This window comes from Arthrobacter sp. P4_H3 (assembly GCF_056400885.1).
This window is the reverse complement of record NZ_JBFUKK010000014.1, coordinates 86874-99697: the sequence shown is the minus strand read 5'-3', so window position 1 is coordinate 99697 and position 12824 is coordinate 86874. Positions and strand designations below refer to the sequence as shown.

At 64.5% G+C, this 12824-nt stretch carries 9 protein-coding genes and 1 pseudogene; 6 read left to right on the top strand and 4 right to left on the bottom strand.

All coding sequences use genetic code 11. From position 1 onward, the window contains the following. Positions 1-44: 44 nt before the first annotated feature. A complete protein-coding gene (locus tag AC1DRE_RS17875; protein WP_476985855.1) occupies positions 45-473 on the bottom strand; it encodes a hypothetical protein in 429 nt (142 codons plus the stop codon). A 418-nt stretch (positions 474-891) separates the two neighbouring features. Here AC1DRE_RS17875 and AC1DRE_RS17870 point away from each other — a divergent pair. After that, positions 892-1159: pseudogene (locus AC1DRE_RS17870) on the top strand (ParB N-terminal domain-containing protein); the annotation flags it as partial. A 495-nt stretch (positions 1160-1654) separates the two neighbouring features. Further along, positions 1655-2839, top strand: a complete 1185-nt coding sequence (locus AC1DRE_RS17865; RefSeq protein ID WP_476985854.1) for an FAD-binding domain — start codon at positions 1655-1657, stop codon at positions 2837-2839. Positions 2840-3139: 300 nt separating this feature from the next. Here AC1DRE_RS17865 and AC1DRE_RS17860 read toward each other — a convergent pair whose 3' ends face one another. After that, positions 3140-3496: a DUF1254 domain-containing protein gene (locus tag AC1DRE_RS17860; protein ID WP_476985853.1), complete on the bottom strand. Its 357-nt coding sequence runs from the start codon at positions 3494-3496 to the stop codon at positions 3140-3142. 291 nt (positions 3497-3787) lie between these two features. Then, positions 3788-4390, bottom strand: coding sequence for a DUF1214 domain-containing protein (locus AC1DRE_RS17855; protein WP_476985852.1), 603 nt, complete (start codon positions 4388-4390; stop codon positions 3788-3790). Positions 4391-4744: 354 nt separating this feature from the next. On the opposite strand from AC1DRE_RS17855, the gene AC1DRE_RS17850 reads away from it, so the two are divergent. Next, positions 4745-5881, top strand: a complete 1137-nt coding sequence (locus AC1DRE_RS17850; protein ID WP_476985851.1) for an FAD-dependent oxidoreductase — start codon at positions 4745-4747, stop codon at positions 5879-5881. A gap of 627 nt (positions 5882-6508) precedes the next feature. Here the strand turns inward: AC1DRE_RS17850 and AC1DRE_RS17845 are convergent. Further along, positions 6509-8485 (bottom strand): APC family permease, encoded by a 1977-nt coding sequence (locus AC1DRE_RS17845; RefSeq protein WP_476985850.1) that lies wholly within the window; start codon positions 8483-8485, stop codon positions 6509-6511. A gap of 433 nt (positions 8486-8918) precedes the next feature. Here AC1DRE_RS17845 and AC1DRE_RS17840 point away from each other — a divergent pair, with 433 nt between their 5' ends. Genes AC1DRE_RS17840 through kdpB form a run of 3 tightly spaced genes read left to right on the top strand, consistent with a single transcriptional unit; the run spans position 8919 to position 12824 of the window. Then, a complete protein-coding gene (locus AC1DRE_RS17840) occupies positions 8919-9017 on the top strand; it encodes a potassium-transporting ATPase subunit F (RefSeq protein ID WP_476985849.1) in 99 nt (32 codons plus the stop codon). Between the two features lie 7 nt (positions 9018-9024). Then, the gene (gene kdpA, locus AC1DRE_RS17835) at positions 9025-10692 is read left to right on the top strand and encodes a potassium-transporting ATPase subunit KdpA (RefSeq protein ID WP_476985848.1); all 1668 of its coding nucleotides are present in this window, start codon (positions 9025-9027) and stop codon (positions 10690-10692) included. Then, positions 10689-12824 (top strand): potassium-transporting ATPase subunit KdpB, encoded by a 2136-nt coding sequence (gene kdpB, locus AC1DRE_RS17830; protein ID WP_476985847.1) that lies wholly within the window; start codon positions 10689-10691, stop codon positions 12822-12824. The genes kdpA and kdpB overlap by 4 nt, the downstream gene beginning before the upstream one ends.

Below are 12824 nucleotides of genomic sequence, written 5' to 3'. Positions count from 1 at the left end.
ACGGCCGGCCGTGCACCCATGAAGCCTGCCGGTTCGCAGGGGTGTCATACGGTGCGCCTCGGGATCCCGTCGGCAACGCCTGCGGCGTTTTCATACGAGGAGGGCCTGCTGTTCCGGAAAGCAGCATCCGCGTCTTCGCGGAGGACATCTTTGGCCAGCACCCGGACGTGGACCGCCTCGCCGTGCCTGGCGCTGCAGGCCAGGACATCCCCGCGGATCTCGGCGCGGCGGGATTCCTTGCCGGGCGCGGGTTGGAAAACGATCCACCAGGACTCATCCGAGCTGTCCGTAAACAGGTAGCCCCGGGGTGAACTGTAGGCCTCACCGTCGACGCCGCGACCGCCGTAGCCGTCGACGGATCCCGGAAGAGCGGCGAATCTGGCCCCGGCCCGGCCGGCGTAGCCGTGCGGGATCATCCCGGCCCTGCCCGGCACAACCGGGGGCTCCCGCAGGATTCGTAGCTTGCTTTGCACCCGGGCAGGCTTTCCGGCCAACGAGATAGATCCACCGGCAGCTGCACCGCTTTCTACTTGGTCGATCGAATGAAGGAAACCACAAGCCAGATCAGCAACACGGTCATGCCGACGAAGAACAGGGCCGCCCCTACGCTGTCGCCGCTCATGTCAGATCCACCGGTCCTTCCCTGGTCCAGGGCGCGCGCTGCGCCCGCCTGCAATTGAGTACATGGAACATCCATTCGCGGTTCACTGGGCGAATCGGCCGATAATCTTGACGTTTCTTTAACGCCGCTAACGGTCCGTGCCACGGCCGCAGCTCATGACCGTGCAGGTCACGGGCAGACGGGTTCATTGCAGCCGAAAGCCGGGTGTTCTATTGCAACCTGGGGTGGAAACCGATGGCGTGAATCCCGGGCGGCATAAGAGCAACCCCATGAACGCAACACACGCTCGAAATGATCGACCCGGCCACCCTGGCCGTGGACAACAACGTCCGCAAGGACGACGGCACGGTGCCCGTGCTCATGGGGCCAGCGACGCACCCGCGCCGCCTTCGAAGCCGGACGCGAGGCCATCCCGGTCATGATCATCGACAGCCCCGAAGAAGCCGAACGGATCGTCACGCAGGTCGTGGAGAACATCAGCGCACCGAGCTGAGCCAAGCGGGCGAGGCCGAGGCCTACCACCAGCTCTCTCTGATCGAGTGGGGTCTGCGGACTTTGATGTTGTTCCGCCGGCGCCGGCCAACACATGGGCATCAGCCTTAGTCAGCGTACGAGCGGCGCCAGACTGATCGGCTTAGCGCGCCTGCACACGGTCGATAGGTCAGGGCTGGCCTCCACGGGGCACTACCGATCAAAGGCCCCTGTTGTTCGCCGACGGGAGCTGCACCACGCCCCTTCGGCACCGTCCCGTCGTCAGTGAGCCCGCGAAACAGTCATGGTCGTGGCGATGCTCCTGTGGGCTCGGGCCTTTATTTTCGCTCATACCGGAATCGTCTCACTAGGAATTCCACAACCGGAAGGAAAAGTTCGGTATCGGGCCGGCGCCCCTGAGGGCGCGTGCCTGGTGGCCGTGAGGCACAGGTCATCCCGCAGTTCGTCGATGGAGCTTTGACCCTCCACCTCCGTCCTTACGGAACGTTTTTCCCCGGCCGGTTTAGACTGTTGGCTAATCTGCGCGGGAAGGATCTCACTGTGAGGATCTTAATTGTCGGTGCAGGAATTGCCGGTCCTACTCTGGCGTACTGGCTTCAAAAGTCGGGTCACGAGGTAACGATCGTGGAGCAAGCACCCGAACTGCGGAGCGGCGGGTACCTCGTCGATTTCTGGGGTGCCGGTTTCGACGTGGCGGACAGGATGGGCATTGTGCCTGAACTGCGACGACGTGGATATGTCATGACCGAAGCGAGGGCGGTCAATCGCTACGGTCGTCGGGTTGCCTCGTTCAAGCCCGAAGTCATCATGGAGTCGGCGAAGCGTTACCTGAGTCTCCCCCGGTCCGACCTTTCGGCCGTGATCTACGAGGCAATAGGCGGCGCAGTTGAGCTAATCCTTGGTGACACTGTCGGCGCACTCGAGGACGACGGGAACAGGGTTCGGGTCACATTCGATAGCGGCGCAACCCGGGACTTCGACCTGGTGGTCGGTGCCGACGGCCTTCATTCCCGTGTGCGGAGGCTTGCCTTCGGCCCGGATGATCGATTCGAGAAATACCTGGGCATGGTGGTGGCGGCGTTCGAATCCGAACGGTATCCGGAGCGAAACGAACTTGTCGCGTTGATGTACGCCGACGTCGGCTTTCAGGCAGTCCGGCTTTCTCTTCGCGACGATGCCACACTGTTCCTCTTCAGCCTTCGACATGATGGGGACGTGCCGACCGGCCGGGCCGCGCAGGAGAGTCTGCTGCGAGACAAGCTCGGCGGCAAAGGCTGGGAGGTGCCCGCCATGCTCGACCTGATGGCTCAGGCAAAGAACTTCTACTTTGACTCCGTGAGCCAGATCCGGATGCCGTCCTGGACGACGGGGCGCGTTGCGCTGGTGGGCGATGCGGCAGCGTGCCCCTCATTTCTGGCCGGCCAGGGCTCGGCCCTGGCCATGGTCGAGGCCTACACCCTGGCAGCAGAACTCGCACAGACCGGTGACCATCGTGTTGCGTTCGCACGCTACGAGGAGCGGCTCGCTCCGTTGCTGCACTCCAAGCAGGATGCCGCCGATGGTTTGGGTTTGGCTTTCGCGCCCAAGAATCGATTCCAGCTCTTCGCAAGGAACATGGTGATGCGAATGATGGGACTGCCCAAGGTCGCCGACATCGTGATGGGCAGGAGCTTCCACGATGCCATCGAGCTCCCACCGTTCCCCGATCCCGCGTCGGCCCGCTGAGCGGATGGCTCGACGACGATTCGCAAAACTGCCGGCCGACCAGCAGCAGGCCATCCTGCGGATGGCCCTCGACGAGTCCTCCGCCCTCGGGTTCCACGATGCCACGTCCACGATGCCTCGTTCCATCGGGCGATTGATGCGGCCGGTATCTCCAAAGCCACCCCTAACGGATGTCCTAGACCTGAGACAGTCCCACCCAAGGCTCCTCGGCGACTGTCGCCAGGGGCCGGCGAGGATCATCGACGCTAGCTGGTGACGAGCCGTTCGCGGTCGAACATCCGGGCTGGTTCCCGTCGACCGCTACTGTTTCAGCGGCGCGAGCTGTATTTGCTTCGCAAGCGCGTAAGCGATCGGAAGATCGCTCTCGCTCTCGACGAAGACACGGCCAATGACAAGCGCTGAATCGGTTGGCGAAGAAATCTGCGTCATGCCGTTCGGTACGCTTCCCTCCCAGCCGGGCCCGCTAAGAACATAGTCACCGGCTTCGGTTCCCGTCGTCCGTTTGCCGACATAGGCAAAGTTGGCGCCCGTCGACGGGTCAGTGAACTGCACACTGAAGTAACGGCCGGCCATGTCCGGTACGTGCAGGACTTGCGGCCCCTTGCTCATATCAAGCCAGCCACCGACGTAGAGCAGATCGTCAGCCCCGGTTGCCATAAGGCTCCCGCGCCACGCCGACGGGGAAGAGGTGTCGGGCACGGCGTGTTGACGGGGATCGGGCCATCCCCGAAGCCATGCTTGACGATCGCCCTCTTATATCCGTTGACCGTGAGACGCGGCCAGAGGTAGATGAAAGCCGGCGCGTCGAGCCCCCATACGATGACTGCCGCTATGGCGAGAGGAATGATCTCCTCCCCGCTGGCGATCCGCCGGTAGATGACCCAGGCGAAGGCCGCAAGTATGACGGCCGTGAGGGGACGTCCGTATTTCAGGATGAGGTGGTTCATATCACCGCGCCCTGACAACGGGCGGCAATTGGTACGTGCCGTCGAGTATTGCCGCTCCAGGCAGATACACGCGGAACATCAGCTTGAACTTCCCGGAAGGAGTTGGCAGCCAGTTCTGCTTGTGCGTGCTCGGAGCCTGATGCTGGAGACAGATATCGACTGAACCGTCTGCGTTCTGCGCGAGAGGCGAACGGTCACCGACGCTATGGCGATTTGTCGGGTTCTTCACCATGTACCCGGCAACATCAGTCGGAGTGGGCGACCAGAAAGCGTCATTCGGCGGGAGTTGCCCGGCAGGGAAATGCAGGAGGTATCTGTTCCCGCCGTTCAGCGTTTGCCCTGAGCCATCTACAGTGGTCGTCCAGTATGCGGCCTCTTCAAACACATTGACGAGGGGCAGGGCTTTGGCGCAGGCGGCCCGCACGAGGACTCCGTTGCCAGGCTGGCCGCATTTGCGGATGGCACTCCAACCGTTGCCTGTCGTTGTTATCGCCCTGCCCACGGCATTCATGATGAGGATCGCCATCAAGAAGGCCATCACGCCACCGAGAAGTACGCCCTGCACCACACCGGACTGCGAGAACCAAGCGAAGGCATTCACCATAACCGCAAACTACCACTGCGTTCGATAGCTGGGTGCTGCTCCGCACCGACCCGGCGAGCGGAGAACCAGCGAGGCCTCCGGGTGGATGTAGGTGCGTAAATTCACTGAGAGCGCGTCAACCGGCGTGGTGCGTCATCGGCATGGACGCTCCAGCAGAATCAGTAGCTCAAGCCGGCGATCAGAGAACATCCATTCCGGGACGTAGCGGAGTCCTAAATCGTAGGCGTGCCTCAAACCGGCTGTGATTGCGGATAGCCAGGTCAACCGCGCTCAGCTTTGTCGCGTTCAAGGTTCCCGACGTGGATTCCCCAGCGATGCGGACTTAGCTGTGGTGTTGAGTGCTTGAATGGGGGCATGGTGGATCGCAGCGTACTGGTTTCCGGCGGCGGCATCGCCGGCTCGACCGCCGCGTACTGGCTGGCGAAGGCCGGTTGGTCGGTAACGATTGTGGAACGAGCGGCCGGCACACGATCCAGCGGCAACCCGATCGACGTACGCGGAGGAGCGGTCGCTATTGCACGGCAAATGGGCATCTGGTCGCGCCTGGAGGAGGCTGCCACCGGTGTCGAACGCCTGGTCTTCGTCGACGCCGACGGGCGGCCACAGGCCACGATCCGCACGCGCCACCGCGTCGACCCCCACGAGGAGGTCGAGGTCGCACGCAATGAACTCGTCGGCCTGTTGCTCGAGAAGGCCCGGGAGACAAGCCTCATCATCCGGGACGACTCGATCACCGCCTTGCACCAGGACGGCGGCGGAATCGACGTCGAGTTTCAGCGGACCCCCTCCCGTCGCTTCGACCTGGTCGTCGGATCCGACGGACTCCACTCCACCGTTCGGCGCTTGGCATTCGGCCCCGAAGAACGTTTTTCCCGCCCATTCGGCATGTTCGTGGGCACCGTGCGCGCCCCTGCACCGATCCAAGACCCGCGTACCGTGCTGTTGTACAACGAACCGGGAACCTCCTTGACCATCCATCCCGCGGGCGGGAAGCCCGGGTTCGCATTCATCTTCCGGGCGCAGGACGATTTCGACTACCGCGACGCGGAACAAGGCAGACGCCTCGTCGAGTCCACCTACGCAGGCGGCGGATGGCTCACCTCACTCGCGCTCGAGGAATGGGGCGCGTCCGACGACAGGTACTTCGACGCCGTCACCCACGTGGACGTACCGCGGTGGACTGCCGGCCGCGTGGTGCTGCTCGGTGACGCGGCGAGTTGCATCTCGCTGTTCGGTGAAGGATCGAGCAGTGCGATCGTTGGAGCCAAGACCCTCGCGGACGCGATTGTTGCCCACCCGGAGGACCACACCGCCGCTTTCGCCGGCTATGAACACAGGCACCGCAAACACATCCGACCGCTACAACGGGGCGCCGGCATCGCATCGCGCCTCCTCGTGCCCAAGACCCGATCAGGCATCACGATGCGCAATGCTGTGTTGAACACGCTCCCCTTTCGGAACAAGCGACGAACCCCAGATTCGCAGCGATAACTGGCGGACTCTTCACAGCGCTAATTTGGGCCGCCGCCCGTCCCCGCCCAGGCCGTGGATGCGTCCTATTCTCAGAGTGCTAAAGGGCCGCTCGGGGGATCCCGGAGGCAACCTCTACTGCTTCTTCATAGCTGGAGGGTGCGTTCTTCCGGAAGGCAGCATCAGCGTCAGCACGGTTCACGTTGGAGGCCAGAACGCGCCCGTGAACCAGGTCATCATGAGATTCGCTGCAGCCAAGGATATCTCCGTGAACCCGGGGGCCCTGAGAAAGAATCAGGAAATTCTTGGAAAATGATCCACCAGGTGTCACCGGACTTATCCAGGAAGAGGTAACCACTCGGTGGTCGATAAGCAGTGCCGTCCACGCCGCGGCCGCCATAACCTTCCACGGCCCGTGACACTACCGCGAACCTTACCCCGGCGCCTCCGTGCTCTTCTTGCCCGGTCATCTGTTGGCCCTGCTAATCACATTTGAACGAATGGGATGCAAGGAGGCCAGGGGCCCGTCACCCCGGCTCTGGGGACGGTAGGACGACACCATACGGCCTCCCGCGCTGTTTGTCCTTTGCATCGGATCGGTAGAACTGGAGCTTCTGCTCGTTGGCGATTGCATGTGCCCGGATGTGGTCAGCCGACGTGGACCCAGGGGCGTTTTGTGACGTCGGGTTCGGCCTCGCGGAGCACTTCGCGGGTGACCGGGGCGATCTCGCCTTCGCCCAGGAACAGGAAGCGCAGGAGGTTGATGACGGGGTTGCCTTCGGTCCAGCGGAAGTAGATGTGGGGCATTAGGCCGGTCACGTCCCGGATGTGGAAGAGCACCGAGGCGATGGTGTTGGGGACTACCGGGCCGTGGACTTCCAGGATCCGGTAGCCGTGCCGGACCACCCCACGGACTTCGAGTTCGGTTTCGAAGTCGGAGGAATCATCCACGATTACTTCCAGGAACAGGGCCTCGTAATCGACCGGAATATGGCTGACCTCGATTGCCGAGGTGAGCTTGTCCCGGTAGGCCTCTGCGGTCAGGCGAAGCGGCTCGTGGGCGATCAGCGCGATGGGGCCGCTGAGGTTGGAGGACATGAATTCCAGCGCCTCCCGGTCAAGGTGGACGTGGGTGGCGTGCAGTTCAAAGGAGCGCCGGACGCGGGACAACAGGGAGATCACGATGATGCCCAGGATGAAGACTGCCGCGATCCGGATGCCTTCGGGACGTTCGAAGATGTTGGCGATCGTGGTGTAGCTGAAGACCACGGCAATCACCCCGAACCCTATGGTGCGTTTGCGCTGCCTCGCCCGGCGGGCCGAGAGCGTGACGGCCACGGCCGCCGAGGTCATCAGTACCAGCACGCCGGTGGCGTAGGCACCGCCCTGGGCGTCGACGTCGGCGTCGAACAGGAAGGTGATGAGGAAACCGACGAGGGTGAATACCAGCACCAGGGGTCGGACAGCCTTGGCCCATTCCGGGGCCATGCCGTAGCGGGGCAGGTACCTGGGAACAAGGTTCAGCAGTCCCGCCATGGCGGAGGCACCGGCGAACCAGAGAATGGCGATGGTGCTGATGTCGTACACGGTACCGAAGCCGACGCCTAGGTACTCATGGGCCAGCAGGGCCAGGGCGCGGCCGTTGGCTTGGCCTCCTGGCTGGAACTCCTGCTCCGGGATGAGCACCACGGTGATGAAGCTGGTAGTGATGAGGAAGCAGCTCATGATCACCGCGGCGGCGGTCAGCATGTTGCGGGTTCCCTGGATGCGGCCCACCGGGTTTTCCTCGGTATCGTCCTCTCGTCCGCGCACCTGGGGCATGACGGCGACGCCGGTTTCGAAACCGGAGAGTCCCAGCGCCAGCTTGGGGAAGACGAGCAAGGCGATCCCGACGACCATCAGCGGGTCGCCGTGGGCGGTCCACAGGGTGCTCCACCAGTCCCCGACGGCAACGGGGTGGGTAAACACCTCGAAGAGTGTCGCGACGACCACCACGACGTTCAGTCCCAGGTAGAGGGCGACCAGGGTGACGGCGACGCCGATGGCTTCCTTGAATCCGCGCAGGAACACGGCGGCGAGCAGGGCCAGCAGGACAAGGGTCACGGCAACGTTTTGTCCCTGCAGCCAGGCGGGGACGATCGGGTTCTGGATCACGTGTGCGGTGGCGTCCGCGGCCGACAGGGTCATGGTGATCATGAAGTCGGTGGCGGCGAACCCGAGGAGCACCAGGACGAGCAGCTTCCCGCCCCAGCGGGGCATGAGGCGCTCCAGCATGGCGATGGAGCCCTCGCCGCGGTGGCTCTCGCCCGCGACCCGGCGGTAGACGGGCAGGGCACCCAGAAGGGTGACGGCCACCAGGACGATGGTGGCCAGTGGGGAAATCACGCCGGCGGCGAGGGCTGCGATGGCCGGCTGGTAGCCCAGGGTGGAGAAGTAGTCCACGCCGGTCAGGCACATCACCTGCCACCATGGATGTTTCTTCAGGTGGGAGTCGCTCACGGCGCCGGGCCCCTGGTGTGTCCCCTTGCTGTCCTGGAGTCCGAACAGCAGCCAGATCTTCAGGGCTGCCATGCCCTTGGGTCGTCGTGCCGATGGGTCCGCGGGGGGCCTGCTCAACGTCGTCATGGATTCCTTTCCGCGCGACACACCGCGCCGCGACCACAGCCGAAGATAGCACCGGCCACGAAGGCTTCCCCCGGAGCAGGAGGAATCTTGACGATTCCTTAACGTCGGTGCGACTGCGGGAAAGGCAGGGGCACTGCGCGCCAGTTTGCATGATCAGGGCACCAGAATCATTGCGGCATTAGGGAATCGTCAAGATCCGGCCCTGCCGCGTTAAGAATTCGTTAGGGACGGCTCTTTCACGACTCTTTCACGACTCACCGGGGGTTGACTGGGCCTGTCCCGCAGAAAATGTTGCGGGCCGATGAAAGGAACGTGTCGTGGCCGATCTGGCTGTTGTGGGCATTTTTGTGGTGTCCATGGGTTTCGTGATGTGGGTCGGTCAGCTCCTGACCGGGATGGTTGGCGGTGCCAGTGATGGGCCGGTGACGGACCAGTGAGCGCTGATGCCATCATGTGGACTGTGCTGCTGATCGCGGGCCTGACCCTGCTGGGCTACCTGCTGGCCGTGCTCATCCACCCGGAAAAATGGTGAGGATCCAGTGAGCTTCAATACTGCCTCGTTCCTCATCCAGGTCACGGCCCTTGTCGTGGCCCTGGCCGCCGTGCACAAGCCGCTCGGGGTGTATCTGGCCCGGGTTTTCGAGGGGAAGACCTCAACCAGGGCGGAGCGGCTGTTCTACCGGCTCGCCGGTGTTGACGCCGGGACCGAGCAGACCTGGTCCGTTTATCTGCGCAGCGTCCTGGTGTTCTCCGCCGTCTCAATCCTGGCGGTGTTCCTGCTCCAACGTCTGCAGAGTGTCCTGCCGGGCAACAACGGTCTGGCCGGGGTTGATCCCTGGGTGGCGATGAACACGGCGATTTCCTTTGTCACCAACACCAACTGGCAGACTTACGCCCCGGAGGCCACGGTCGGGATGTTCGTGCAGATGTGCCTTTTGGCCGTACAGAACTTCCTCTCCGCCGCCGTCGGCATCGTCGTCGCCGTCGCCCTGATCCGGGGCATAGCCCGCACCCGGACCGACAGGCTGGGAAACTTCTGGGTCGACCTGGCCCGGACCTCGTTCCGTGTCCTGCTGCCGATGGCGGCCGCCGTGGCCATCGTGATGGTCCTCGGCGGGGTGGTGCAGAATTTCTGGTCCACCGACGTCGTCAACCAGGCCTCCGGGATCAGCCAGACGATTCCCGGCGGGCCCGTCGCGTCCCAGGAAGCCATCAAGGAGCTCGGCACCAACGGCGGCGGCTATTTCAACGCCAACTCCGCCCACCCGTTTGAGAACCCGAACGTGTTCATCAGCCTGTTCCAGGTCTTCCTGCTCCTGCTGATCCCCTCGGCCCTGCCGTACGCTTACGGCCGCTTAGTGGGCGATCAGCGGCAGGGCTTCACCGTTGCCGCCGTTATGGGCTCGCTGTGGCTGGCCTCCGTTTCCCTGATGGGCTGGGCGGTGGCCTCCGGGCAGGGAACTGCGACGGCGGCCGCCGGGGGCCTCGGCGAAGGATTCGAGCAGCGCTTCGGGCCGGTGCCGGGCGCGATCTTCGCCGCCTCCACCACGCTCACCTCCACCGGGGCCGTGAACACCGCCCATGATTCCCTTCCGCCGCTGGCAGGCGGGGTGGCCATGGTGAACATGATGCTCGGCGAGGTCGCCCCCGGCGGGACGGGCTCCGGGCTGTACGGCATGCTGATCCTGTCCATCATCTCCGTCTTCATCGCCGGGCTCATGGTCGGGCGCACCCCGGAATACCTGGGGAAAAAGATCGGCCCGAGTGAAATGAAACTCACGGCCCTGTACATCCTGGTCACCCCGGCCCTGGTGCTCGCCCTGGCCGGCATCTCAGTCCTGCTGCCGGACGTTGTGGCCAACGCCCCGTCCTCGGGCCCGCACCAGTTCAGCGAACTGCTCTACGCCTTCACCTCCGGAGCGAACAACAACGGCTCGGCCTTCGGAGGCATCACCACCTCCGGCCCGTACCTGTCGGTCATGATGGGCATCGCCATGCTGCTGGGCCGCTTCCTGCCCATTGCGCTGGTGCTGGCCCTGGCCGGCTCCCTCGCCCGGCAACAACGCATCCCCGCGTCGGCCGGAACCGTCCCGACGCACGGATGGCTGTTCGGCTCGCTGCTCCTGGGCGTGACGGTCATCCTGACCGCCCTCAGCTACTTCCCGGCACTTGCCCTCGGGCCCCTCGCAGAAGGACTCCTCAAATGACCCCGTCCCGGACGGACACAACCGCCTCCGCCGCCGAAACCTACGCCGACGGCAACCCCCTCGGCACCCCCGGGGAGCACAAGCACCACACCAAGGCCCCGGCGAAACTGACGCTCTCCACCGTCGCGGCCGCACTCCCGGTCGCGGTCCGGAAGCTCGCACCGCGGCAGATGATCCATTCCCCGGTCATGTTCACCGTGCTCGTCGGGGCCGCCCTGTGCACTCTGATCAGCGCCGTCCGGCCGTCGGTGTTCGGCATCGCTGTCACGGCGTGGCTGTGGCTCACCGTCCTGTTCGGCACCCTCTCCGAAGCCATCGCCGAAGGCCGGGGCAAAGCCCAGGCCGACAGCCTGCGGGCCAGCCGCAAAGGCGTGCACGCCAGGCTGCGGCTGCCCGACGGCAGCACCAGGGACGTCCCGGGCACGGAGCTGCGACTCAACGATGTGGTGATCTGCGAAGCCGGGGACGTCATCCCCTCGGACGGTGAAATCATCGAGGGTCTGGCCAGTGTTGACGAATCGACCATCACCGGCGAATCGGCCCCGGTCATCCGTGAATCCGGAGGGGACCGCTCCTCGGTCACCGGCGGAACCAGGGTCCTCTCGGACCGCATCGCCGTCCGCATCACCGCCGAGCCGGGCCAGACGTTCATCGACCGGATGATCAAGCTCGTCGAGGGCGCCGTGCGGCAGAAAACCCCCAACGAAATCGCGCTCCACGTGCTGTTGGTCTCCCTGACGATCGTGTTCCTCATCGTCACCATGTCCCTGGCACCGTTCGCGTCCCTTGCCGGTGCGACGCCGTCCCCGATCGTGCTGGTCGCGCTGCTGGTGTGCCTGATCCCGACCACCATCGGGGCGCTGGTTCCGGCGATCGGCATCGCCGGCATGGACCGCCTGGTCCAGCACAACGTGCTGGCCACCTCCGGCCGGGCCGTGGAGACCGCAGGGGACATCACCACGCTGCTGCTGGATAAGACGGGAACCATCACCTACGGCAACCGGCGAGCCGTCAATTTCTTCCCCGCCAATAACGCGGAGCGGACCGAACTCATCGAAGCGGCCCGGCTCTGCAGCCTGGCCGACGAAACCCCCGAGGGACGCTCGATCGTGGATCTCGCCGCGGTCAAGGGAGTGACCGGGCCTGATCTGGCCGCACTCCGAAAGACCTCCGGCGAGTTTGTGGTGGTCGAGTTCAGCGCCAGCACCCGGATGAGCGGGCTGGATGTTGACGGCAAGCAGATCCGCAAGGGTGCGGCATCCGCGGTAGCAGCGTTCGTTGAAGAGGCCGGTGGCCACACCCCGGCCGAGGTGGACTTTAGAGTGCAGGAGATCTCCGCCCAGGGCGGCACCCCCCTGCTGGTCGCCCGGATCAGCGCGGCCAGCCGCGCCGAGGTCCTCGGAACAGTCCATCTGGCCGACGTCGTCAAGCCCGGCATGCACGCCCGGTTCGCCGAACTGCGAAAGATGGGCATCCGGACCGTGATGATCACCGGGGACAACCCCATCACGGCGAAGGCGATCGCCGCCGAGGCCGGCGTCGACGACTTCGTCGCCGAAGCCACCCCCGAAGACAAACTCGCCGTCATCAAAAAGGAACAAGCGCAGGGTCGGTTGGTGGCCATGACCGGGGACGGCACCAACGACGCCCCTGCCCTGGCAGCCGCCGACGTCGGGGTCGCGATGAACTCCGGCACCCCGGCGGCCAAGGAAGCGGCCAACATGGTGGACCTCGACTCGGATCCGACCAAGCTCATCAACATCGTGGGGATCGGTAAGCAGCTGCTCATCACCCGCGGCGCGCTCACCACGTTCTCTGTCGCGAACGACGTCGCCAAGTACTTCGCCATCGTCCCGGCACTTTTCACCGCCGCCTTCCCCGGGCTGGAGCTGCTAAACATCATGGGCCTGGCCACACCGGCCTCGGCCATCCTGTCCGCGGTGATCTTCAACGCCCTGATCATCATTGCCCTGGTGCCGCTGGCCCTGCGCGGAGTGAAGTACCGGGCCGTGTCGGCCAACCAGGCGCTGGGCCGGAACCTCCTGATCTACGGCCTCGGCGGGCTCATCGCACCGTTCATCGGCATCAAGATCATCGACCTGCTCATTTCCCTCATCCCCGGCATCGGCTAG